Annotated in this window: 20 protein-coding genes and 1 pseudogene; 7 read left to right on the top strand and 14 right to left on the bottom strand. The window is 63.2% G+C overall.

Features of this window, described 5'->3' with window-relative positions:
• Nucleotides 1-15: 15 nt before the first annotated feature.
• The 8 genes from VSR68_RS26515 to VSR68_RS26480 all read right to left on the bottom strand — a co-directional run bounded on the left by VSR68_RS26515 (nt 16) and on the right by VSR68_RS26480 (nt 7,067).
• The gene (locus VSR68_RS26515) at nt 16-1,770 is read right to left on the bottom strand and encodes an L-aspartate oxidase (protein WP_342942678.1); all 1,755 of its coding nucleotides are present in this window, start codon (nt 1,768-1,770) and stop codon (nt 16-18) included.
• Nucleotides 1,767-2,381 (bottom strand): fumarate hydratase C-terminal domain-containing protein, encoded by a 615-nt coding sequence (locus VSR68_RS26510; RefSeq protein ID WP_342942677.1) that lies wholly within the window; start codon nt 2,379-2,381, stop codon nt 1,767-1,769. Before VSR68_RS26510 ends, VSR68_RS26515 begins: the two co-directional genes overlap by 4 nt.
• 2 nt (nt 2,382-2,383) lie before the next feature.
• Entirely contained in the window at nt 2,384-3,259 is an 876-nt protein-coding gene (locus tag VSR68_RS26505) for a fumarate hydratase (protein WP_342942676.1), read from the bottom strand.
• A gap of 68 nt (nt 3,260-3,327) precedes the next feature.
• The gene (gene sdhC, locus VSR68_RS26500) at nt 3,328-3,681 is read right to left on the bottom strand and encodes a succinate dehydrogenase, cytochrome b556 subunit (protein ID WP_342942803.1); all 354 of its coding nucleotides are present in this window, start codon (nt 3,679-3,681) and stop codon (nt 3,328-3,330) included.
• Complete coding sequence (locus tag VSR68_RS26495; protein WP_342942675.1) at nt 3,681-4,028, bottom strand: succinate dehydrogenase; 348 nt, start codon at nt 4,026-4,028, stop codon at nt 3,681-3,683. Before VSR68_RS26495 ends, sdhC begins: the two co-directional genes overlap by 1 nt.
• On the bottom strand, nt 4,028-4,741 hold the full coding sequence (locus VSR68_RS26490) for a succinate dehydrogenase/fumarate reductase iron-sulfur subunit (RefSeq protein WP_342942674.1): 714 nt from the start codon (nt 4,739-4,741) through the stop codon (nt 4,028-4,030). Before VSR68_RS26490 ends, VSR68_RS26495 begins: the two co-directional genes overlap by 1 nt.
• A gap of 142 nt (nt 4,742-4,883) precedes the next feature.
• A complete protein-coding gene (dctA, locus tag VSR68_RS26485; RefSeq protein WP_342942673.1) occupies nt 4,884-6,149 on the bottom strand; it encodes a C4-dicarboxylate transporter DctA in 1,266 nt (421 codons plus the stop codon).
• Nucleotides 6,150-6,281: 132 nt separating this feature from the next.
• Entirely contained in the window at nt 6,282-7,067 is a 786-nt protein-coding gene (locus VSR68_RS26480; protein ID WP_342942672.1) for a sulfite exporter TauE/SafE family protein, read from the bottom strand.
• Between the two features lie 183 nt (nt 7,068-7,250).
• On the opposite strand from VSR68_RS26480, the gene VSR68_RS26475 reads away from it, so the two are divergent.
• Nucleotides 7,251-8,141 carry a LysR family transcriptional regulator gene (locus tag VSR68_RS26475; RefSeq protein WP_342942671.1) on the top strand — a complete coding sequence of 297 codons (891 nt, stop codon included), beginning with the start codon at nt 7,251-7,253 and terminating at the stop codon, nt 8,139-8,141.
• Between the two features lie 30 nt (nt 8,142-8,171).
• Here the strand turns inward: VSR68_RS26475 and VSR68_RS26470 are convergent, their stop codons facing one another.
• From VSR68_RS26470 to VSR68_RS26460, 3 genes are all read right to left on the bottom strand, one after another.
• On the bottom strand, nt 8,172-8,492 hold the full coding sequence (locus VSR68_RS26470; RefSeq protein ID WP_342942670.1) for a pyrimidine/purine nucleoside phosphorylase: 321 nt from the start codon (nt 8,490-8,492) through the stop codon (nt 8,172-8,174).
• Nucleotides 8,493-8,605: 113 nt separating this feature from the next.
• Nucleotides 8,606-9,400: a family 1 encapsulin nanocompartment shell protein gene (locus VSR68_RS26465; protein WP_342942669.1), complete on the bottom strand. Its 795-nt coding sequence runs from the start codon at nt 9,398-9,400 to the stop codon at nt 8,606-8,608.
• Nucleotides 9,393-10,496, bottom strand: coding sequence for a Dyp-type peroxidase (locus tag VSR68_RS26460; protein WP_342942668.1), 1,104 nt, complete (start codon nt 10,494-10,496; stop codon nt 9,393-9,395). The genes VSR68_RS26465 and VSR68_RS26460 overlap by 8 nt, the downstream gene beginning before the upstream one ends.
• Nucleotides 10,497-10,840: 344 nt before the next feature.
• On the opposite strand from VSR68_RS26460, the gene VSR68_RS26455 reads away from it, so the two are divergent.
• Together VSR68_RS26455 and VSR68_RS26450 are read left to right on the top strand one after the other, a co-directional pair.
• Nucleotides 10,841-12,382 (top strand): methyl-accepting chemotaxis protein, encoded by a 1,542-nt coding sequence (locus tag VSR68_RS26455; protein WP_342942667.1) that lies wholly within the window; start codon nt 10,841-10,843, stop codon nt 12,380-12,382.
• Between the two features lie 359 nt (nt 12,383-12,741).
• A complete protein-coding gene (locus tag VSR68_RS26450) occupies nt 12,742-14,496 on the top strand; it encodes a penicillin-binding protein 2 (RefSeq protein ID WP_342942666.1) in 1,755 nt (584 codons plus the stop codon).
• Between the two features lie 39 nt (nt 14,497-14,535).
• On the opposite strand, the pseudogene VSR68_RS26445 reads toward VSR68_RS26450, so the two are convergent.
• A pseudogene (locus tag VSR68_RS26445) lies at nt 14,536-16,172 on the bottom strand (hypothetical protein).
• A gap of 326 nt (nt 16,173-16,498) precedes the next feature.
• Between VSR68_RS26445 and VSR68_RS26440 the strand changes: the two are divergent.
• The 4 genes from VSR68_RS26440 to VSR68_RS26425 all read left to right on the top strand — a co-directional run bounded on the left by VSR68_RS26440 (nt 16,499) and on the right by VSR68_RS26425 (nt 21,561).
• Entirely contained in the window at nt 16,499-17,536 is a 1,038-nt protein-coding gene (locus tag VSR68_RS26440; protein WP_342942665.1) for a M30 family zinc metallopeptidase, read from the top strand.
• A gap of 297 nt (nt 17,537-17,833) precedes the next feature.
• On the top strand, nt 17,834-19,501 hold the full coding sequence (locus VSR68_RS26435; protein ID WP_342942664.1) for an alkaline phosphatase family protein: 1,668 nt from the start codon (nt 17,834-17,836) through the stop codon (nt 19,499-19,501).
• Between the two features lie 144 nt (nt 19,502-19,645).
• Nucleotides 19,646-21,097: a cytochrome-c peroxidase gene (locus VSR68_RS26430; RefSeq protein ID WP_342942663.1), complete on the top strand. Its 1,452-nt coding sequence runs from the start codon at nt 19,646-19,648 to the stop codon at nt 21,095-21,097.
• 209 nt (nt 21,098-21,306) lie between these two features.
• Entirely contained in the window at nt 21,307-21,561 is a 255-nt protein-coding gene (locus tag VSR68_RS26425; protein ID WP_152755684.1) for a DUF2866 domain-containing protein, read from the top strand.
• Between the two features lie 72 nt (nt 21,562-21,633).
• Here the strand turns inward: VSR68_RS26425 and VSR68_RS26420 are convergent, their stop codons facing one another.
• Together VSR68_RS26420 and VSR68_RS26415 are read right to left on the bottom strand one after the other, a co-directional pair.
• Nucleotides 21,634-21,876 carry a hypothetical protein gene (locus VSR68_RS26420; RefSeq protein ID WP_152755683.1) on the bottom strand — a complete coding sequence of 81 codons (243 nt, stop codon included), beginning with the start codon at nt 21,874-21,876 and terminating at the stop codon, nt 21,634-21,636.
• A gap of 90 nt (nt 21,877-21,966) precedes the next feature.
• A complete protein-coding gene (locus VSR68_RS26415; RefSeq protein ID WP_342942662.1) occupies nt 21,967-22,497 on the bottom strand; it encodes a lecithin retinol acyltransferase family protein in 531 nt (176 codons plus the stop codon).
• Between the last annotated feature and the right edge of the window lie 308 nt (nt 22,498-22,805).

The raw sequence follows: 22,805 nt of genomic DNA, 5'->3' as shown, positions 1-22,805 counted from the left end.
TTTTATTGCTTTTTTTCAGCCACGAACCACAGCAGCCTCAAGACTCTTTTCACGCTCATCCAGAATCGTTTCGCCCGGCTTGACGCGCGTGAATGTCACAGGCTCTTGCGATACGCAAATCTCGCCTTGCTGGCGGCGAACCGTCGTAAATGCCGAGCCGAAAAGATCGCCTGCATCCGGAAAGTCCTCTCTGAAATGCGCGCCCCGGGAGTTCTCGCGCGCAATTCCCGCTTCCGTAATCACCTGGCTGACCGATATCAGGTTCTTCAAGTTGAGCCAGTCGTGCCATTGCAGATTCAGCGCGCGGTCGCCATCGGTAACGCCTGTGCGCATCAACTGGTCGTAGAGATCTCGCAATGCCGCTCGTGCGCCAAGAAGTCCGTCGCCGTCGCGAATGATGCCGACGTCTTTCCACATGCATTCATAGAGCGCTTCGCGAATGTGCTCCAGATCTTTTCCGTTCTGTTTGAAAGGCGCTTCTGCTTCGCTGACGGCGGCCTTTATCGCGTCATCGTCGGGGGCATGATATTCGCCCTGTTCGCTGACCCACGCCGCCATGCTGTCGCCCGCAATGCCGCCGAATACGGTGGAGTTCGCGACGCCATTGCCACCCAGACGATTGGCGCCATGCACTCCGCCCGTATCTTCGCCCGCTGCGAACAGGCCTGTGAGTTCCGTGCGGCAGTCGGGCTGGAAAACCACGCCGCCCATCATGTAGTGCGCGGTCGGCACGACTTCGACGAGGCCGCCCGCGAGATCGAAGCCGCAATCGGCGCAGCGCTCCACCATGCCTTTGAACTGCTTGCGCACCTTGTCCGGTCCAAGGTGGCCCATCTGAATGTACACGCCGCCATTCGGCGATGTGCGGCCCTCTCTCATTTCCGAGTAGATGCCGCGCGATACGATGTCGCGCGTAGCACGCTCGCCGCGCGCGTCGTAGCGATGCATGAAGCGCTCTTTATCGCCGTTGAGCAAATGACCGCCCGCGCCGCGCAAGCCTTCTTCGAGGACCGTGCCCGTCATCCGCGTATGGCTGCCGGCGAGCAATCCTGTCGGATGGAACTGCACCATTTCCATGTCGCGCAGCGGCAAGCCTGCGCGCAGCGCCATCGCCAGGCCATCGCAACTCTTGTCGCCCGACGGCGTATGAAACTTGTACATCGTCGGGCCGCCGCCCGTCGCGAGCAGCACCGCTCGCGCCTGCACGAACACGAATTGCCCCGAGCGCATGTCGATCATCAGCACCCCCGCGAGGTTCTTGCCGTCGCGGCTTCTGATCAGTTCGATTGCGCGGTGCTCTTCGAGCCGGTTGATGCCACGGCTCCATACCTGTTCGGCAAGACGGTTGATGATCTCGATGCCCGTCAGGTCGCCCTTGTGCACGGTCCGATCGAACGTCTGTCCCGCGAATGCCTTTTGATGAATGGAGCCATCGGGATTGCGATCGAAAAAGCAGCCCAATTCGTTCTCGAGCTCACGAACGCGCTCAACGGCCGTGCTCACCAGTGTCCACGCGAGATCCTGATTCGACAGCCATTTGCTGCCCTCGATCGTGTCCATGAAATGACGCTCGACGGAATCGCCCGGCGCCAGCGCCACGTTATATCCGCCCTGCACCATGCGCGTGCAGCCGCACTTCCCCAACAGCCCCTTGACAGCGACGGTGATCGAGAGCTGAGGCGCGGTCTGATGCGCGTGCAACGCCGCGAAGAGACCCGCGCCGCCTGAGCCGAGTATCAGGATATCCGTCCGGATGTGCGCAATATTCATTTGGCCTGTACTCCGAGACTGGCGAGCACGGCCGCGCGACGGTCGGCTGCATCGTGCTTCACCGCGTCGTAAAGACTCCCGCCGTGGCTATCCATCGCCACCAGCAAGGGACCGAAGTTGCTGATCCTGAATCGCCACAGCGATTCGGGATTGAGATCGTCGAGATCGACGGCTTCGATCTGCTCGATCCATGTCGTCTCGAGCGCGGCCGTGCCGCCGATGATCGCGAGATAGACGCCGCCCAGTTCGCTGAACGCGGCTTGCGACGCTTCGCGCAGCCCGCCCTTGCCGACGATCATGCGCACGCCGTATTGCGCCATCAGCGGCCGTGTGAAGCGCTCCATCCGGTCTGATGTGGTCGTGCCGATACAGATCGGCTGATAGCCCGCCGGATAGTCGTCGCTGACAGGAACCTTGCGCACGTTTGGCGCCGTATGAATAACGGCATGACCGCGAAGATCGAAATGCGTCGTGCGCCCTCTGTCGAACATATGGATTTGCGTCGCATCCCGGATGCCGTAAAGCGTTCGATGCAATGTCACCGTATCGTTCACACGCAATTGCCGGATCTGTGACTCGTCGACGGGCGTGAAGAGATCGTAGTGGGCCATTTTCAGAAACCGTATGAAAGTCCGTCGGTAGAGAACACGGCTCTTGCGCGCCGCGCCGAGTGACATTGCATGTTCACTGCAATGGGATTCATCGTGATGTGCGTCGCCGCGAGCTCGATGTGAACGGCGAATGCCGTGCTGTCGCCGCCCAGACCTTGCGGGCCGACGCCGAGCTGGTTCACGGCCGCCGACAGTTCCTCTTCGAGCGCCGCGCCGTCGGGATCTTCGCAACGTGTGCCGAGCGCGCGCGTGGCCGCCCGTTTCGCGAGGGCGACCGAAAGATCGGACGTACCGCCGAGTCCGACGCCGACGATCGTCGGCGGACAGGTCTTGCCGCCCGCAGCAAGCACGCAATCGACGACGAACGTCTTGATCGCATCGATTCCTTCGGCGGGCACCGCCATCTTCAGAAACGAATTGTTTTCGGAGCCGCTGCCTTTAGGCACCATTTCGATGGCCGCCGTATTCGCGTCGCCGGAAAAGTCGATGTGAATGACAGGTACTTCAATGCCGCAAGACGTGTGATCGTTCTTGCGCGTCAAAGGATGCACGACCGACGAGCGCAACGGATGCTCGCGCGTCGCTCGTTCACAGCCCTTGCGAATCGCGGCCTTGAGTTCGAACCCGTCGAACTCGACATTGCGCCCGATCACGACGTTGTAGATCGGGATGCCCGTGTCCTGGCAAAGCAGGTTGTCGGTTCCCTCCGCCACTTGAATGTTCGTGCGCATCGTTTCGAGCACACGCCTTGCCACGGGCGACGTATCGGTTGTCGCGAGCCTGTCGATGCCCTGCTTCACATCCGGCGGCAGCAGTTTGAGTGCGCGGATATAAAGCTCTTTAGAGGCTTCCTCGACAGCGCCGAGATCCAGTTTCATGGTCATTTCCTCCCGGATAGCGTTTCGAATCCAGACCTGGCTGGTTTCGCGAACGCGGCATCAGTACTTCAGTGCATGAGTGCAAGCAGAAACGCGAGACCGGCACAAGTGCTCGCTCCCAACCCCAATGCGAGCCAGTTCTTTCGCAGCCCGGTCCAGGGGAGAAACTCGATCAGCAGCAGCCGGATGCCGCCCATCAAATGAAGCGAGAGCAGGATCACGAGACCCCATTCACCGAACTTGAAAAGCGGTTGATCAGTGACGCGAATGAAACTTTCGAGCGCGCCCTCGCCGGCAATCGACTGCCCGAGCGCCCAGAAGTGAACAGGTAAAAAGAGCGCAAGGCCGAGACCGGACAGGCGGTGTACGAGAAACGCCCAATACGCCGGATGCGTGCGCGCGCGATAGTCGTTCTTGCGCATCATGCGACGACTCCATAGACCGCGCGCAGTCCCATGAAAGCCAGCAACGCGGAAATCGCCACGCTCGCCGCCACGGCCGATTTGCCGCGCCATTGCAACCACTCTTCGGCAATTCGCAGCAGACCGATGGGGACGTGAATCGCGCACGCGATCACGAACAACGTATAGAACGCGCCGAAGAACCAGTTGCCATGCGTGCGGCCAAGAATGGCAGCGGCACTCAGCCCCTGATGCACCGCGTACACGATGACCGCGATGTGAACCAATACGCAGCACGCGAGAACCGTCGCGCTCATTCTCTGCCAGTACCACAAACGCGCCTGCATTTTCAGCGACATCGCGTTCATCACAATTCCCCTTTGAGCGCGGCCTTCATCGTCATCCGTTTCAGGCCCGCAATGCCGGCCGTCGGCGAGATGTGCTTGGGGCAACGCTCCGTGCAGGTCGCCTGCGTGTGACACGAATGGCATCCTGCGTCGCCCGCCACCGCGCGAAGGCGTTCGGCACGCTTGCTGTCGCGCTCGTCGTTGACGAGCGTCCAGGCCCGGTTGAGCGCGGCGGGCCCCAGGTAATCGGGACGCCAGGTCACGACATCGCACGACGAATAGCAGACGCCGCAACCGATGCACTCGACACCTGCGTCGGCCGCCTGTCGGCGAGGGCTGTCCGGCTGCACGCGCGCGAAGTCATCGCGGCGCGTCCGTTCCCCGCTGAATTGGCCTTTGGCCTGAGCCCACTTATCGAAGAAGCGGCTCATGTCGGTCACGAGATCCTTGATCACGGGCAGGTTCGACAGCGGCGCGATTTCAAGCTGATTGCCCGCGGCCACCTTTGCGACATGCGTGCGGCACGTCCATCGCGCCTTGCCGTTCACGTTCATCGCGCAGGAGCCGCACATCCCCACGCGGCACGCGAAGCGATAGGCCAGATCGGGTTGCAGGTGACGCTGGATATAAGTCACGACGTCCAATACCGTCTGACTCTCATGGCGAGGCACGTCGTAGGCGACCAGCTCGCCTTCCGTGCGGCCTCTCCAGACCTTGACGCTCAGTGTGTCCATATGTGTGTCCATATCGACAGTGCCTTTAATGAAGAACGACCCATGCAATAGCCAATAGCGGCTTGTCACTCACTAGTGTTCTGCATCGGGAGATAAAGGAAAAGCGAATATTTCTTGGCTTGAGAGAAAGGATCGCTTTTCATCAGTCGATACCGCGACGGCTCAGCACCAGCGCCATGCGCGCGTTATCGCGTTCCTTCTCCAGACCTGAAATGACGAGGGTCGCAACCGCATTGCCGATCATGTTGGTGACGGCGCGAATCTCCGAGATGAAGCGGTCCACGCCAAGGATCAACGCAGCCCCTTCGATCGGTATGTGCCTGAACGCCGTCAGCGTCGCGAGCAAAGTGACGAAGCCGGCGCCCGACACGCCCGCCGCGCCTTTCGAACTCACCATCGACAGCACCATCAGCGCGATCTGATCGCCCCATGTCATCGGCACGCCGTAGGCCTGCGCGATGAACATCGCGCATATCACCTGCGCGACACAGGTGCCGTCGAGATTGAACGAATACCCCAATGGCATCACGATGCCGACCACCTGCTTCGGACATCCCAATCCCTCCAGCTTGCGGATCAATTGCGGAAACACCGACTCGGAGGAAGTGGTGGCGAGCACCAGCAGGATTTCGCCTTTCATATGATTGAGCAGCTTGAGCAATCCAAAGCCGCTCATTCGACAGATTGTGCCGATCACCACGACGAGAAAGAAAATCGTCGCGACATAAACGGTGATGAGCAGCATGCCGAGCGAGTGCAGCGCCGACAAGCCGTACTTGCCCACCGCGAAGCCCATCGCGCCGAGTGCGCCCAGCGGCGCGAGCTTCATGATGAAACCGACGATCTTGAACAGTACTTCGGAAATGCCGTCGAAGAAGGTCAGCAACGGCTGTCCTTTTTCTCCGAGGTACGACAAAGCGACAGCGAAAAGGCAAGCGATCACGACGATCTGCAGCATGTCGCCCGATGAAAACGGGCTGAGAAAACTGGGTGGAATGATGTTCAGCAGAAACCCGACTAATCCGCTGTCGTGTTGTACGACCGTCTGGTATTGCGCCAGTGCGTGAACATCGGCGGAACCGGGTTGAAGATTCATCCCTGTGCCGGGTCCGATCAGATTCACCATCATCATGCCGATCAGCAGCGCGAGCGTCGTCACCACCTCGAAATACACGATCGTCTTGCCGCCTATTCGGCCCAATGTCTTCAGATCACTGATTTGCGAAGCGCCGCAGACGATCGTGGTAAAGATCAGCGGCGGCGTAATCATCTTGATGAGGCGGATAAAGCCGTCGGATAACGGTTTCAGTGACTGTCCGAATGCGGGAAAGAAATGACCGATTGCAACTCCGATCAGGATCGCGATAAAGACCTGGAAATAGACATGTCGGGTGAATCGACGCAGCATGGTGTCTCCTGTTTCTCGTCGCGGCTCGTCAATGGATTGACGACAGTTCGTGAGTGAAAAGAGCAAAGAGCCGCTTGTAAGTGAGGGGTCTTGCAGGAAAGAACGACGCGGCATGCCCGCCAGATGGCGAGATCACGCCAGCATTTCGATTGAAGAGCGGACGATGAGATTGGCTCCCGCCAGAATCAGCACGGCCCAAAGAAGCGTCGACACTCTGGCGGCGGGGACTCTGCTGCGCAACAACGCGCCCGCTACGAGACCGAGCGCGCCGCAAGGCAAGAGCCATCCCGCCAGCGGCAACACCACCGGGTTCTTGTACAAGCCGGATGCACTGAATAGAAAGAGCCGCGCGACAGCAGTCGCGGTAATCAACATGCTGACGGTTGCGCGCCGCTGATCGGCGTCACGCAGCCGCCCCGCGAGATAGATCGTATAGACGGGTCCGCCCGTGCCGAATACGGCTGTCAGGCATCCGCCGCTGACGCCCAACGGCAGTGCCCAGCCTGCGCCCAGCGCGCGAAATTCTCCGCTCGACATGATTCGCCATGTCGAATACACGAGCAGGCAGACACCGAGTATGAGTTCGAGCGGCTTTTCCGGCGCCGAGACGAGCACGGTCACGCCGAGCACGAGCCCGATACAAAGCCACGGGCCTATCTTGCGCAGTTCGCCGATCTGCACGTCTTTCAGATTGCGCACGCCGACGAGCAGTCCCGCCATCAGATCCAGTATTAGCATGACGGGCGTGGCCGTCTTCAATGGAATGAGCTGGGTCAGCATCGGAATGGCAACGATCGACGAACCGAAACCCGTCATGCCGTACACGAGATACGCAAGCGCGACGATCACACCCGACACCGCTATCGAAGCAATGTCGATTCCGATCGTGGACAGAGCGAGATACGCATGGTCAAGCATCGGTGCATTGCCTCGTGGTATCGGGGATCGGGGGTTCCTTTCCACGAGTCATTATGAAACCGATGTTGATAAAGAAAAATCCAATAATGGTTTTCCTTAGCACAAGGAAAACTTTCGCTTTTGTATCATGATGTCTGCCAATGCAACGCACCACCGCGTCGATGCGCGGCCTGACACAACGTCATGCCTTCGATCAGAACCCTCAAAATCTTCCTCACTGTCGCCCGTAGCGGCACATTCGCGGCGGCGGGTTCCGAGGTCGGCCTCACGCCCGCCGCCATCGGCCTTCAGGTTCGCGCGCTCGAAGACGAACTCAAGGTGCAGCTCTTCGATCGAAGCGCACGCGCGGCCGTGCTCAATTCCGTCGGCCGTGCGCTGATTCCCGAAGTACAGGAAATCGTGCGCCGTTATGAACTGCTCGAGTCCGCGGTGGGCGGCGGCGAAATGTCGGGAACGGTGACGATGGGCGCGCTCGTATCCGCATTGATGGGTTCGTTTGCCGATGCGCTATGGTCGATCCGTCAACGCTATCCCCGGCTCGACGTGCATCTGTTTGCAGGCATGTCGAGCGACTTCGCGCGAAAAGTGGAAACGGGCGAGCTGGATGCGGCTGTCGTCACGCAATCGCCGCGCGCGCTCGCTTCGAATCTTCTATGGACGCCATTGTATTCGGAGCCGATGATTCTGATCGTCCCGCGAAGCCCGCACTTCGACTTGCCGCGCAACCAGAACGACATACTGCGTGAAGCGCCTTTCATGCGCTTCGATCGAAGCACATGGACGGGGCATCTCGTGCAGGACGTGTTGAATCAGTGCGATACGCTCGTCAACGAGGCAATGGAATTGAACTCGGTCGAAGCCATCATCGAGCTGGTTCGGCAGGGCTTCGGCATCTCCATCGTGCCGAAGCTCGCCAACGTCGCGTGGGCGAATGACCAGAAGCTGCAGGTGATGCCATTGAATGGCGTCGAAGTACTTCGTCACGTCGGCTTGCTCGAACGCTCGCGGCACAACCGCATGGCATTCACCGACGCGATCAAAGGGTTCTTCAACACGCCGTTGCGTCCAGCGTGAACGCGAACGACGCAAGCGACACGCGCGTCTTTACAGATAACTGCACACGTAATCGAGCGTTTCGATCACGTCGATATCGAAGCGGCTCTTGCCGGGCACCGAGAACGACTCGCCTGCGCGATACGTCTTCCACTCGTCACTGCCTTCGAGACGGATGCGGCATTCGCCCGCCTGCACTTCCATGAGTTCCGGCGCATCGGTGCCGAAGTTCAGCGTGCCGGGCAGGATCACGCCGAGCGTCTTGCGGCTGCCATCGGCAAAGAGAACGGTGTGCGACACGCACTTGCCGTCGAAATAGACATTGGCCCGTTTGATAACGGAAACCTGATCGAATTGCGTTGCGGCCGTCATGGCGGTCTTCCTGTCGTCGTCGTGAAGGGATGCGTTCGCGCCGCGTGGCTATCCGCGCGGCGCGAGCCCGCCATCATACATTCGATTCGCGCAGCGCAAACGCGCGATTCGTTCTACTCCGCTCGCATCACCGACACCGACGCTTCGCTCGTCAGCATCAGGAACGTCAGCGTCTCGCGCAGATAGAGGCGCACGGCCGAGTCGCTATGGCTCTGGTAGCCGATCGACACGTCCTGGCCGAGATGCAGTTCATAGTCGCCGCCGCGCATCGACAGCACGCTGCCGCCCTCCACCGCCGGCGCCCAGATGATCTCGCCGTTCACGATCCGCTTGATGTGCTCGATCACCGGATCGCTGGCTTCGCCGAGCGCCGTATAGGCATCCGCGCCGAGCAGCACCGAATACGGACCATCGACGCCCGCAAGACGCAACTGTTCGAGCGCGCGGCTGATCGCGGCCGGATAGTCGGTGACATCGGCGGGCAACGCGATCTGCGGATTCGACGATCCCTCGCGAATGCCGACGATGCCCGCTGCCTTGTAGCCGTCGAAGATCGCGCGGTCCTCTGCATACGCGAGTTCTTTCGCGGCATCCTTCGCCGGCTGCCAGTCCGCGTCGTTCGCGCCGCGCTCGACGGCATCGACCTCTTCGCGCTTCAGCTCGAACGGCACGGTCAGCTGGACGAGCGCTCTCACTTCGGCGAGCCTGGCACTCACGCCGTGATGAGGCGCGGCGATCGTCGTCTGGTGGCCCGTGCCGATACCGGACAGATCGGTGCCGCCCGGACCCTTCACGTCGACCACGCGCCGCCCGGCGACGGAGCGCTTGAACGTGCGCGCCACTTCCTCTTCGATTTGCGACCAGGCAACACTGGAGATCGGCGCCAGCTCGCGATGCAGGTTATTCATATTGGGGAATTCCTTTCAGAGAGCCGATTTTCAACGAGCGTTCGCGAGTCGGCCCGGCAGAAGCGGCTGCGGCTGCGGCTGCGGATGCATCATCGGGCGGCTCGCTCGTATCTACATTCACGCTCGCGTCCAGCTTCACGTTCGCGCCCTGCGGATCGCGTTCCGCGAGCGCTTCGAGCACGGTCGCCGATGGCACGAAGAAGAGACCGCCCGTGACCGCGCGGCTGAAGTCGAGCAGCCGGTCATAGTTGCCCGGCGGCCGTCCGACGAACATGTTCTCGAGCATCTGCTCGAGCGGCGCGGGCGAGCGCGCATAGCCGATGAAGTACGTTCCGAACTCGCCTGCGCCGGGGCGGCCGAACGGCATGTTGTCGCGCAGGATCTTCACTTCCTCGCCGTTCTCGACGAGCGTCGTCAGCGAGCTATGCGACCACGACGGCTTCACGCCTTCGTCGAGCTCGATGTCCGAGAGCTTCGTGCGGCCGATGATGTGCTCCTGCGCTTCGACCGTGAGCGCATTCCAGCCCGTCATGTCGTGCAGGTACTTCTGCACGAGCACGTAGCTGCCCTCCGCGAAGTCCGGGTCCTCGTCGCCGATCATCGTGAACTCGGGCACCTCGCGGCCCGTCGGGTTCTCGGTGCCGTCGACGAATCCGACCATGCTGCGCAAGTCGAAATAGCGAAAGCCCTGCACTTCGTCGACCACCGACACGGCATCGCCGAGCCGGCCCATGAGCTGCGTCGCAAGCTCGAAGCAGAGGTCCATCTGGTCCGCGCGAATGTGCAGCAGGATGTCGCCGGGCGTCGCGACCGCGCGGCGTTCGCCCGGCCCGAACTCGCGAAACGGATGAAGCTGCGCGGGACGCGGCGCGCCGAACAGCGTGTCCCACGCGTCGGAGCCGAAGCCGCACACGCACGACAGGTTGCCGGACGGCACGCGCTTGCCGACGGAGCGCACGAGCGCGCCGATATCCGCGCACCATGCGCGCACGGCGCTGGCGTGGTCCTGTCCGGCGGCGAGCGTCGCGACGATGAAAATCACGCTGCGGGTAATGGGACTATCGACGGCTTGCGGTTCTGGAATGTCGTTGGGCATCGGATCGTGTCCTGTTGAAACCGTTGCGGGTTGCGACAAAGCGGAAAGTGCGCCGGGTAGGAGAGTACCGCGATTACGCGAAGTCTGTCCGTGGAGCCGGCAAGACCGCCATGCGTTTGTGAAACGCGATTCGCGACGTTAAACATCATACGAATTGATCGACGTCAGATTACGGGTTTCCCCGCGTCAGGTCTGGCGGGCGCGCGCCGTTATACCCATCGGGCAGCGCGTTATCAGCCGCCACGAAAACCAGCAGCATCGGCACTCAACGACCTCGGCAACGACCGGCAACAACGCGCAAGCCTCGACCCCAGCCGCCGCAAACCGACCATCCTCACTTCACCATGACTCTCAACAAGAAACTCGCGTCGATGATTGCGATCCTCTGGATCGGCCTGATCCTCATTGGCGCGTTCGGCGCGTGGCAGAACCGTGCGTCGATGATTTCCGACCGCCGCGACCAGTTGACCACGCTCGTCGAAGAAGCGAACGCGATCGTCAACCGCTACTACACGCTGTCGCAGCAGAATGCGATGTCCGAAGCCGACGCGAAAAAGCAGGCGTTCGACTCGCTCTCCGCGCTGCGCTACGGCTCCGACGGCTATTTCTCCGTCAACGACTCGCAGCCCGTCATGCTGATGCATCCGTTCAAGCCGGCCCTCGTCGGCAAGAACCTCGCGGATTTCGCGGACCCGGCGGGCAATCACCTGTTCCTCGATCTGGTGAAGGCGGCGAACCAGGGCAAGGGAGGCTTCGTCGACTATCTGTGGTCAAAGCCCGGCAGCGACACGCCCGTCGCGAAGACCAGCTACGCGATGCGCTTCGCGCCGTGGGACTGGGTGCTCGTCACGGGCATGTACATGGACGATGTGCAGAACGCGTTCTACGCGGATCTCGTGCGCTGGCTCGCGATCACGTTCGCGCTCGGCGCGCTCGCAACCGTCGCGATGGTGATCGTGCTGCGCAGCGTGAAGCAGACGCTCGGCGGCGATCTCGAAGTGGCCGTCGAAGCGGCGCAGCGCATGGCGCGCGGCGATCTGGCGACGCCCATCCCTGTCGCGCATCGCGATGGTGCGAGCCTGCTGCACGCACTGCGCACGATGCAAAAAGGCCTCGTCGATACCGTGTCGCGCGTGCGCGCCGGCACCGAGAACATCAACGTCGGCGCGAGCGAAATCGCGGCGGGCAACACCGATCTGTCGCAGCGCACGGAACAGCAGGCGGCCGCCCTCGTGCAGACGGCATCGAGCATGGACGAGATGACGTCGAACGTGAAGCAGAACGCCGACAGCGCCGCCACGGCCGCTCAGCTCGCGAGCCAGGCCGCCGACGTCGCGACGCGCGGCAGCCGCGTCGTCGATGACGTGGTCCGCACGATGGGCGACATCACGAACAGCTCGCGGCAGATCGGCGACATCATCGGCGTGATCGACGGCATCGCGTTCCAGACCAACATTCTCGCGCTGAACGCCGCCGTCGAAGCGGCGCGCGCCGGCGAACAGGGCCGTGGCTTTGCCGTCGTCGCCGCGGAAGTGCGCAGCCTCGCGCAACGCTCGGCGACGGCTGCGAAGGAGATCAAAGCGCTGATCGAAGCGTCGACGGGCAGCGTCGAGGAAGGCGCGTCGCTCGTCGCGAACGCCGGCTCGACGATGACGGAACTCGTCGCATCGGTGCGCCGCGTGAACGAGATACTCGAGGAAATCAGCCATGCGTCGCGCGAGCAGAGCGCGGGCATCGAGCAGGTGAATCGCGCCGTCGTCGAAATGGACCAGGTCACGCAGCAGAATGCGGCGCTCGTCGAGCAGGCGGCTGCGGCCGCGCATTCGCTGAAGGATCAGGTCGGCGTGCTGCGCGAGGCGATTTCGAGTTTCTCGCTGCCCGCGTGAGTGCGCGCTGACGTGCCGTTTTCGATGCGGCCAAGGCGGTCCATAAAACGCAGCCCAGGAAAAGGCACCCGCAGGCACCCGCAGGCAGTCGAAGGCAGTCGATAAAAAGAAGGCGCTCATCGCGAGCGCCTCTTCAACACGCCGCGTCGGAGACGACGCATAAGTTGAACGGGCGTTACGTCCGATTTTTCAACTCCACGTTGCCCGCATTCCACGCGATGTGAGCGCGGCCGCACGTAACGACACGGCCCTCTTCCATCGCGATTGCTTGCGCGAAGCTCGCGCCGAGATTACGTTCTTATTACAATCCGTTCCACGCTCACTGTGGACCGGTCATCGGAACGGCCGGCTTCGCCCTCATGACACGCAAGCAAAACCACGACCCGTACGCGCCTGTCGCGAAGAATCCCGTCCTCGTCGCGCGGCTGCCGATGTGGCGCTCGAAGCTGATCGTGATCCTCGTGTTCGCGGCGTTCGCGTCGCTGATCGGCCGCGCGCTCTGGGTGCAGGTCGTCAATCGTGACTTCTACGTCGAGCAGGGGCAAAAGCGCTATCAGCGGACCATCGAACTCGATGCGACACGCGGGCGCATCGTCGACCGGCATGGCGCGATGCTCGCCGTCAGTCTCGCGACGTATGAAATCTGGGCGTCGCCGAAACTGCTCGACGATGCCGCTCATGCGCCGCTCGCGAAGCTCCTCGACATGCCGCGCGCGGAACTCGCGCGCCGCGTATCCGGCGACAAGAGCTTCGTGCTGCTCAAGCGCCAGGTCGATGCGCGGACGGCCGCGCATATCGACAAGCTCGATCTCGCGGGCATCACGCGCATCGCCGATTCGAAGCGCTTCTATCCGGAAGGCGAAGCGGCCGCGCACGTGGTCGGCTTCACCGATATCGAGGACAACGGCCAGGAAGGCATCGAGCTCTCGGCCAACGAACTGCTCGCCGGCGAGCCGGGCGAGCGCGAAGTGATCCGCGATCGTCTCGGGCGCGTGGTCTCCGATACGCGGCCGCTCACGCCCGCGCAAAACGGCGCGACCGTGCATCTGACCATCGACCGCCGCATCCAGCAGCTTGCGTATGCGCAACTCAAGACGGCCGTCGCGAAGCACAGCGCGCAGGCGGGCAGCGTCGTCGTGCTGGACTCGCGCAACGGCGAGATTCTCGCGCTCGCGAATTACCCGAGCTTCGATCCGAACGACCGCACGCGGCTCACGGGACAACAGCTGCGCAACCGCGCCGTCGTCGATACGTTCGAGCCGGGCTCGACGATCAAGCCGCTGGTAGTCGCGCTGTCGCTCGATCGCGGCCTCGTGCGGCCGGATTCGATGATCGATACCGCGCCGGGCTGGTATCGGATCGGCCCGAACGTGGTTCACGACACGTCGAATCACGGACGCATGACGATTGCCGAGGCATTGCAGAAGTCGAGCAACATCGCGCTCGCGAAGCTCGCGCTGAACCTGCCCGCCGAAACCATCTGGGACAAGTATCAGGAGTACGGACTCGGGCGCGCGCCGCAACTGACGTTTCCGGGCGTCGCGGCGGGCCGCGTGCGTCCGTTCTCGCGCTGGCGCCCGATCGAGCAGGCGACGATGGCGTATGGCTATGGCCTTTCGACGTCGCTGCTGCAGATCGCGCAGGTGTACACCGCGTATGCGGGCGACGGAACGCTGCACCCGGTCAGCCTCATGGCCGACCCGGCGCGTTCCGCCGCGAGAGGCGATGGCCAGCGCGTCACGACGCCTGCGACGGCTGCGGCGATCCGCTCGATGCTCGAAATGGCGACGGGCGCGGGCGGCACGGGGCGCGCGGCGAATGTGGACGGCTATCGCGTCGGCGGCAAGACGGGGACGGCGCGCAAGCAGGTCGGCGCGACGTATGCGAAGAACCGCTACCGGTCGCTCTTCGTCGGCATGGCGCCGATGAGCGATCCGCGTCTGATCGTCGCGGTGATGATCGACGATCCGGCGGGCCGCGCGTTCTACGGCGGCACGGTTGCGGGCCCCGTCTTCAGCGCGGTGACGGGCGGCGCGTTGCAGCTGCTCGGCGTGCCGCCCGATGCGCCCGTGACGATGCCCGCATCCGAAGCCACGCATGCGCCCGACGTGTGATGCCCGCCATGCCGCGCCGTCGGCACATGCGTTGCTTCGTCACGCGCGGCTTCGTGCAAGCGCGCGCAAATCGCTTGCGACTTCATCCATCACCGGCTGCCATTGCGCGAACTGCCGCTGCCGGTAGAGCGTGGCCGTCGGATACCACGGACTGTCGCGCCCTTGCGTCATCCACGTCCAGTACGGGTTGACGTCGAGCAGCACCCACGTGCGCCGGCCGAGCGCGCCCGCGAGATGCGCCGTCGACGTGCATACGCTGATCACTAGATCGAGTTCGCTGACGAAGGCCGCCGTGTCGTCGAAGCTGTGCCATTCGTGCGTGAAGTCGGTCATCGGCAGGCCGGCTGCGCGCGCCGCCGCGACGTCGTCGGCCGCGCCCGGTTGCAGCGAATAGAACGCGACGCCTTCGCGTTCACCTCTGAGTTCACCTTCGAGTCCGCCAAACGCCCGCGCATACCGCTCCCAGCGACGCGCCGAAAGACGTTGCGCCCATGCGTCAGGCTGCCTGTCCACGCGAGGCCGACCTTCAGACGCGGCTCGCCCGCAAGACGCGCGCGCCATGCGTTGCGCGCGGCGGCATCGGCATGCAGATAGGGCACGGCGCATGGAATCGTGTCGACGCGCGTATCGAGCATCAGCGGCGCGCTCGCGAGCGGCAGTTCGAAGTCGAAAGGCGGCAGCGCATCGACGTCGCGCGCCGACGAATACGCATCGATATGCTCGCCGAAGCTGCGCGGCAACAGCCCGCCCATCTGCGGAAACGAATTCCACACGAGCCGCCCGCCTTCGCGATGCACGCGCTGCGCCAACGACGGAATGAAGCGGCAGAACTGCAACACGTCGCCCATGCCCTGTTCGCCCCATACGAGCAGCGTCTTGCCCGCCAGCGGCTCGCCGCGCCACTGCGGCTTGCCGAACGCGGGACGGCCGCTCGTCAGCATGCTTGCGGGAGCGCTCCAGCGCGCTTCGTGCGCGGACCAGCCTTCGACGTAATTGCCGCGCAGCAGATACAGCACGGCGAGCGCCGTGCGCAGCGAAGCGTTGTCGGGCGCAAGCTCGCAGGCCTTCTTCGCGTGAGCGAGCGCGTCGTCCCAGCGCTGCGACTCCTTCAGCGCCTGCGAGAGATTGCCGTGCGCAAGCGCGCTGCGCGGATCGAGTTCGACCGCCGTCATCGCCGCAGCCAGCGATCCTTCGACATCGAAGCACGCGCGCCGCGCACCCATCAGATTGATCCACGCGCCGAAATCGGCGGGGTCCGTGGCGACGGCCGCTTCTAGCAATTGCCGCTCTTCTTCGGGATCGCCGCCCGTGCGGTTGAGCGCGATCGCGAGATTCGTCCGCAACCGCGGAAACGCCGGATCGATTGCAAGCGCATGGCGATACGGCGCGAGCGCATCGCGATGCCGGTTCGCGCTTTGCAGCGCGTAGCCCAGGCGCACGCTCGCCACTGCATCGCGCGGTTCGAGTTGCGCGATCGTTTCGACGAGCGAAATGCCTTGCGCGATCTGCTGTTGTTGAAGCAGCGCGACCATCATCCTGTCGATCGAAGCGCGATCCGTCGGATGAAGATGCGCGGCCGCTTCGAGCCACAGCGAACGCGAACGCGCATCGCTGTTCGACTGCGCGTCGACGGCGTGGCGAAGAAAAGTCAGAAACGGATCGAGGATCGGCTGCATATGCGCTGAACGAAGAGTTGACCTGTGGAAACAACGTGCGCGGCATGCACGGATGCCGGTCGCACATTGTCCGATGCAAGCGCACGGCGACGCGTAAAGAATCGTCAATGCGCGCTTCTGTTTAAAGCGATGTCTTTTCGCAACCGCCTTGCGTTTCAAACGGCATCGGCGCCTAAAGTTGCCTCCCGCGCCGCCGATATTCCAGCAGAGGCCATCGACGCCTCATCCCCTTGCTTCAGCGCTCCCGTCATCAGTCCGCTTCGCGCGCCGACGCCCGTGAGGCCGCTTGACGCACATCGCGGACCGACACGCCGGCACGATCCGCGATGCCCTGCCCCATCGCCGGCGACACCGAAAGGGCATCTGCGATGGGCAGCCAGCGCTCGAAATCGATAGCGGCACGCGTCGCGACTCTTGCATTGCCGATCGCGCTGCCGGTTATCGCGACGCTCGGCGGCTGCGGCGGTGGAGGCAACGACAGCGCGCCGACGTCGAGCGCGGCCAGGGGCACGCCCGCCACGACGAGCACGCCTGCGCCCGCCAGCAACGACAGCGTGCTGCATGCCGCCTGCTCGTCCTGCTCGGCAGCCGACGATTCGACTTACACCGGCAGCGGCACGGCCGTATGGCAGGCGGTCAACACGAATGCATCGGCGATCGACGTGCCCGTCAGCATCAAGGGACTGTCGGGGCAGAACATGACGCTCGTCTTCACGAACGAAGGCACGAGCGCGCAGCCGATGCCGGCCATTGCATTGAGCACGTCGAGCGCGAACATGTCGGCGTCGATCATGCGCGCACAGCCGCTGTCGGCTGCAACGGCAATGGCAACGGCAATGGCAACGGCGACGACCGCGAGCGGCGAAAATCCGACGCTGGCCGCGATCCGCGACTTCAACTATCGGGGCTGGGCTGCGCTCGCGACGAACCGTGTCGCGCCGGCCGCGCGCTATTCGACGAACGGCGCATCGACGACGACTTACAACGTCGGCGATACGCGCACGTTCTACTACGCCGACTACTCGCCGCGCACGACGACGCTCGCGCAGACGACGAACACGTCCGACGGCACGACGGTCAATCTGTGGGTCGAATCGGCCGAACTGGGCGCGGCGAAGATTTCGCCGCAGATCATCGGCACTGCCGTCGTCTACGATGCGCGCGGCGTGTTCGAACTCGAAGGCATCTCACGCGAACAGGCGCTCTCGTTGCAGAACCAGCAGGTGAAGATCCACGGCACGATCACACGCGTCAACAACGCCGATGCGCAACACGTGCAACTGCCCGCCGTGCGCGTCGAATCGCTCGACATTGTGCAGTCTCCTGACGCCACTTCGTCATCGTCCGCGCCACCGGCACGATGACGCGCTCTTTTCTTTCGTAAGCGCGATGCAAGACAAACGCCAGCCGCGCCGGTGGTTGTGCCGGCACGCATTGACGATTTGACAATCGGCGCCTTTCACAACGCTGTCCGACGATGACAGCGGCGAAAGTTACACGACTCCATAAGTTCACACCTGTTTGATTCAATTCGGTCGCGTCGGCATAGCCGACACGCGGCCCGCATCGTCATGCGGATCGTCACGCGCCTGAGATCGGCGCGCTCACGATACGACCGCCCCGAAACAAATCAACAATTCATTCCCGGGAGCTACGTCATTATGTTTCGCCGAGCTTTGATAGCCGTTCCTTGCGCAGGGTTGGCGCTGTCGCTGTTCGCATGCGGCAGCGATCACAACAACAACTCGACCGCTCAGAACTCGCTGCAAACCGCCACACCCATCAAGCACCTCGTCGTGATCTACGGCGAGAACGTTTCGTTCGATCACTACTTCGGCACCTATCCGAACGCGACGAACCCGGCCGGGGAGCCGGCGTTCTCGCCCGCCGCCGGCACGCCGTCGGCGAACATCCTGACGGGCACGCTGCTGACGGCCAACCCGAACCTGAACACGGCCAACGGCACGGGCGCAGCGAATCCGTTCCGCCTCGACCGCACGCAGGCTGCGACGGCCGACCAGAACCACGCGTACACAGCGGAGCAGCAGGCGAACGACAACGGCGCAGCCGACCTCTTCCCGAAGTTCACGGGTAAGGGCTCGAGCGGCGGCGTCGGCGCGTTCGGCACGACGGGCCAGGTGATGGGCTACTTCGACGGCAACACCGTCACGGGCCTGTGGAACTACGCGCAGAAGTTCTCGATGAGCGACAACGCGTGGACGTCGACGTATGGTCCGTCGACGCCGGGCGCGCTCGAAGTCGTTTCGGGCCAGACCAACGGCGTGCAGATCCTGAAGACGACGGCGAGCCCGTCGACGGTCGCGAAGAGCTCGTTCTTCATCAACGACGGCCAGGGCGGCATCACGATGATCAACGACGTCGATCCGGGCAACGACGTGTGTTCGAGCCAGACCGATCAGGTGCTGATGTCGGGCAAGAACATCGGCGACCTGCTGAACGCGAAGAGCATCACGTGGGGCGGCTTCATGGGCGGCTTCAACCTGTCGACGACGAACCCGAACGGCACGACGGGCTGCAAGCGCAGCACGGTCGCGACGGCCGTGGGCGCCGCGACGGCCGACTACATTCCGCACCACAACTGGTTCCAGTACTACACGTCGACGGCCAACCCGCAGCACACGCGTCCGAGCTCGACGGCCGCGATCGGCTACAGCACGGAATCCGACGGCAAGACGCCGGAGCCGGCGAACCACCAGTACGACACGGATGACTTCTTCGCTAGCGTGAAGGCTGGGAACTATCCTTCCGTGAGCTTCCTGAAGGCGCCCGCCGCGCAGGATGCGCACGCGGGCTACTCCGATCCGCTCGACGAACAGCAGTTCGTCACGAAGGTCGTGAACTTCCTGCAGCAGCAGCCCGACTGGAACAGCACGGCCGTGATCGTCACGTATGACGACTCGGACGGCTGGTACGACCATGTGTTCATGCCGCCCGTGCATGGCTCGTTCGATGCGCAGGCCGACCAGCTGAACGGCGCGGGCGTGTGCGGCACGACGGGCACGCAGCCGGCGGGCGTGAACGGCGGCGCCGTCAATGGCCGCTGCGGCCCCGGCACGCGCATTCCGTTCCTCGTGATCTCGCCGTGGGCGAAGACGAACTACGTCGATCACACGTTCGTCGACCAGGCGTCCGTCGTGCGCTTCATCGAGGACAACTGGCTGAGCGGTCAGCGCATCGGCGGCGGCTCGTTCGACGCGACGTCGGGCAGCATCATGTCGATGTTCGACTTCTCGAACGGCGGCAAGAACCCGACGCTGTTCCTCGACCAGACGCAAGGCACGCCCGTCAGCTCGGTGCCCGCGATCTGACGCACGCATCGAGTGCGTCGGGCGCTTTTTTAGCAGCATGGCCGTGTTGCAGCCGGGAAACCGGCGCAACGCGGCGCTTTCGTTTTCGAGGCGCGGCCTGTGCGGCGCGTCTGTCCCGAATCAGTCATCGCATCGCCATCGAATATGACCGAGCTCTCTACGCCGTCAGTGAATCCCACGCCGCTTGAACCCAACAACGCCCCGAGCGGTTCGCCGTCCCGCTCGCGGCGCCGCGCGCTCGCGCTGTGCGTCGCGGCCGTTGTCGTCGTGGCGCTCGGCGCGTGCGGATTCGCCGTCGCGTATCCGCAGTACATGCCCGATGCCATCGGAGCAATCGTCGAGGACATGACGGGCGCCAATGCGCATCCCGTCACGTTGCAGCGCCCGTCCGTCGCGCCGCTCTCCGCTGTCGCGATGCTCGGCAAGGAGATCTTCTTCGACACGTCGCTGTCGGCGTCCGGCAAGCAGTCGTGCGCGACGTGCCACAGCCCCGCGCACGCGTATGGCCCGCCCAACGATCTCGCCGTGCAGCTGGGCGGCGAGCACATGACGCTGCAAGGCTACCGGCCGCCGCCTTCGCTGATGTATCTGTACCGTCAGCCGAATTTCAGCATCGGCCCCGACAGCGCGGAGAACGACGACAACCCGGCCAACCTCGCGCAACTCGCAAGCCAGGCCGCGGGCACGCAACGCGCGCAAAAGACGGCGGGCGCGGCGCCCGCAGCGGCGGAAATGGTGCCGCAGGGCGGACTCTTCTGGGACGGCCGTGTCGATACGCTGCAACAACAAGCGTCGGGCCCGATGCTCAATCCCGTCGAGATGGCGAACAAGGACGACGCCGAAGTGCTGCGCAAGCTGCAAAACGCGCGCTATGCCAAGACGATGATGCAGCTGTTCGGCCCCAACATCTTCAAGGACCAGCGGCTCGCCGTCGCCGAAGCGATGTTCGCCGTCGCGCGCTATCAGGTCGAGGACCCGTCGTTCCATCCGTACACCAGCAAGTACGACTACTGGCTCGAAGGCAAGGCGCGTCTCTCGCGTGCCGAACTGCGCGGCCTGCATCTCTTCAACGATCCCGACAAGGCCAACTGCGCGGGCTGCCATCTGTCGAAGCCGAGCCGCGACGGGCTGCCGCCGATGTTCACCGACTTCCAGTACGAAGCGCTCGGCGTGCCGCGCAACACGACGCTTGCGCAGAACCGCGATCCGTACTTCTTCGACATGGGCATCTGCGGCCCCTTCCGCACCGACCTGAAGGACCAGACGCAATACTGCGGGATGTTCCTCACGCCGACGCTGCGCAATTCGGCGACGCGCCACGCGTTCTTTCACAACGGCATCTACAACAATCTCGACGACGTGATGGCGTTCTACAACGCGCGCAATACCGATCCCGCGCGCTTTTATCCGCGCGGCGCCGACGGCAAGCCGGAGAAGTACAACGATATTCCGGCCGCGTATCGCGCGAACGTCGACGTGAAGGATGCGCCGTTCGACCGCAAGTTCGGCGAGCAGCCGGCGATGTCCGATGAGGACATGCACGATATCGTCGCGTTCCTGCACACGCTGACCGACGGCTACGGCGAGCAGCATTAAGCGGCGGCCTACGCGTCCACGAAATCGTGGAGCCACCACTTTTAAGGCTCGTTTAATTCTTTCCTGTGAACATGCGGCTCAACATCCCCTGTTGAGCCGCCTGAGTATCGGCGGCATTTTTTTTCGCCGGGGGTGGGGCCTCCCGTTGCGACTTTTTGCATGGGACCGGATCTAGTGGTCTGCATGGGGCTGGAGTAAGGAGATACACGATGGTCGAAGACTCGGTGCTCGAACATCTGCGCGCGCTGCACGGCAACGCGCAAACGCTCACGATCCGCAGCTGCACCGTCTCACCGCCGATGCAGCATCCGTGGGGACGCTCGTACCGGCTCGTCGAATGGACCTTCAGGCACGACGTTGAATCCTGCCGGCGCGTCGTGCCTGCCGAGAGCACGCCTCGTCAAATCGCCGAGGCCGTAATGTCGCACGTACCGGGGCGGCGCTTCTGCCAGCCTGGCGAATAGATTGCGCGCCGCACAGCGCCAGCCGCTCGATGCGCGGGCCGCGTGCGTTGCACGCCGGGTCGCCGTTCTTCATCACGCAGTCCTCCATGCCGACATCGCCGGGCGCGCTTGCGCAGGCGGAAACACATTCCACGATCCGTCGTCGTGACGGAAGAAGAAGATCGACAGCAGCCCGCCGGGACGCGCGGCCTCGACGCACACGCAGCGCCGATGCATCTGCGTGCGGCAGAAGCGAACGACGCGCGCAGGCATCGCGGGCGTGGGCGCAAGCCACTTGTCGACGGCCCAGTGCAGTGTCTTTCCGGTCGGGCTCATGATGGTCTCCTTCGTGTCTTTGTCTGCTTCAAACTTCAGTTGCCGGGTTCATGCTGCCGGGTTCATGCTGCGGCGTTCATACTGCGGCGTTCATGCTGCGTTAACAACGGCGTGGCCGATTTTCATCCGCTTGGCGACGAAAGCGCTCACGAGGCACAGCAGCGCGTGCACGCCCGCGCGCGGATGCGTGAAGCATTCGTGGACCTGTTCGCTGCGGCTTTCGCCGAGCAAGCACCATGCGCAGAAGTGCTCGCAGTTGTTCGTCAGCAGGCGATAGCGGTTTTCGCCGAGGCGCGCGCGGGCGCGCAGCACGGTTTCTTCGCCGGAGAACTTCGGGAACGGATGCGGACGCACGGCGACGGCGTGACCGTCGGCGAACTGTTCGAGCGGCACTTCTTCGACGGGGCCGCGATGCGCGGACTTGGCGAAACCAGCGTAGTGAATGACCTTGCCGTTGCCTGCATAGATGCCGTGATGCTCGTAGCCGCGGCGTTGCGTGATCAGGTGAGCACCGAGTGCGGGTTCGTCATCGGAACCGCCGAGCGCGACGTCCGCCGATGCATAAGCGGCCGCGCGGTTTGCGCCTTGTTCACTGCTTGATTGTTCGAGGTTGCGGTTCATGGCTCTGTCCAGCTATCCGATTCAAAAGGCCAACACTGTTGCCGACTCTTTTGCATCAAGCGGACCAGGCAAAGCAAACCATTGATTTAACGATAGATTTCCTCTTGAACCGTGCCTTGCAGGCAGCTTGTGTATGGATAGCCCCAACAGAAATTCGGGCCGTTGTGTTGTGCGGGCACCATCACTTCACGCTCTTGCGCGACGCCCGACGCGGCGCGCAAATGTGTTGGCTACCCCACCTTTTGCGGCTGCCCTTTGTTGGGCCACTGCCAACGCAACGAGTCGCCGGCATGCCGCGCGATCAGAGA

The sequence above is a fragment of the Paraburkholderia phymatum genome, assembly GCF_038900715.1.
Lineage (GTDB): Bacteria > Pseudomonadota > Gammaproteobacteria > Burkholderiales > Burkholderiaceae > Paraburkholderia > Paraburkholderia phymatum_A.
The sequence above is the reverse complement of the archived record's forward strand: the minus strand, read 5'-3'. Positions and strand labels throughout refer to the sequence as shown.

Coding starts and splice junctions, on each gene's coding strand:
- sdhC (WP_342942803.1), bottom strand. CDS start 3,681: ATGCGCAAGAACGACTATCGCGCGCGCACGCATCCGGCGTATTGGGCG.
- VSR68_RS26510 (WP_342942677.1), bottom strand. CDS start 2,381: ATGGCCCACTACGATCTCTTCACGCCCGTCGACGAGTCACAGATCCGG.
- dctA (WP_342942673.1), bottom strand. CDS start 6,149: ATGCTGCGTCGATTCACCCGACATGTCTATTTCCAGGTCTTTATCGCG.
- VSR68_RS26515 (WP_342942678.1), bottom strand. CDS start 1,770: ATGAATATTGCGCACATCCGGACGGATATCCTGATACTCGGCTCAGGC.
- VSR68_RS26430 (WP_342942663.1), top strand. CDS start 19,646: ATGACCGAGCTCTCTACGCCGTCAGTGAATCCCACGCCGCTTGAACCC.
- VSR68_RS26505 (WP_342942676.1), bottom strand. CDS start 3,259: ATGAAACTGGATCTCGGCGCTGTCGAGGAAGCCTCTAAAGAGCTTTAT.
- VSR68_RS26440 (WP_342942665.1), top strand. CDS start 16,499: ATGCCCTGCCCCATCGCCGGCGACACCGAAAGGGCATCTGCGATGGGC.
- VSR68_RS26480 (WP_342942672.1), bottom strand. CDS start 7,067: ATGCTTGACCATGCGTATCTCGCTCTGTCCACGATCGGAATCGACATT.
- VSR68_RS26420 (WP_152755683.1), bottom strand. CDS start 21,876: ATGAGCCCGACCGGAAAGACACTGCACTGGGCCGTCGACAAGTGGCTT.
- VSR68_RS26450 (WP_342942666.1), top strand. CDS start 12,742: ATGACACGCAAGCAAAACCACGACCCGTACGCGCCTGTCGCGAAGAAT.
- VSR68_RS26455 (WP_342942667.1), top strand. CDS start 10,841: ATGACTCTCAACAAGAAACTCGCGTCGATGATTGCGATCCTCTGGATC.
- VSR68_RS26465 (WP_342942669.1), bottom strand. CDS start 9,400: ATGAATAACCTGCATCGCGAGCTGGCGCCGATCTCCAGTGTTGCCTGG.
- VSR68_RS26460 (WP_342942668.1), bottom strand. CDS start 10,496: ATGCCCAACGACATTCCAGAACCGCAAGCCGTCGATAGTCCCATTACC.
- VSR68_RS26490 (WP_342942674.1), bottom strand. CDS start 4,741: ATGGACACACTGAGCGTCAAGGTCTGGAGAGGCCGCACGGAAGGCGAG.
- VSR68_RS26495 (WP_342942675.1), bottom strand. CDS start 4,028: ATGAACGCGATGTCGCTGAAAATGCAGGCGCGTTTGTGGTACTGGCAG.
- VSR68_RS26470 (WP_342942670.1), bottom strand. CDS start 8,492: ATGACGGCCGCAACGCAATTCGATCAGGTTTCCGTTATCAAACGGGCC.
- VSR68_RS26435 (WP_342942664.1), top strand. CDS start 17,834: ATGTTTCGCCGAGCTTTGATAGCCGTTCCTTGCGCAGGGTTGGCGCTG.
- VSR68_RS26425 (WP_152755684.1), top strand. CDS start 21,307: ATGGTCGAAGACTCGGTGCTCGAACATCTGCGCGCGCTGCACGGCAAC.
- VSR68_RS26415 (WP_342942662.1), bottom strand. CDS start 22,497: ATGAACCGCAACCTCGAACAATCAAGCAGTGAACAAGGCGCAAACCGC.
- VSR68_RS26475 (WP_342942671.1), top strand. CDS start 7,251: ATGCCTTCGATCAGAACCCTCAAAATCTTCCTCACTGTCGCCCGTAGC.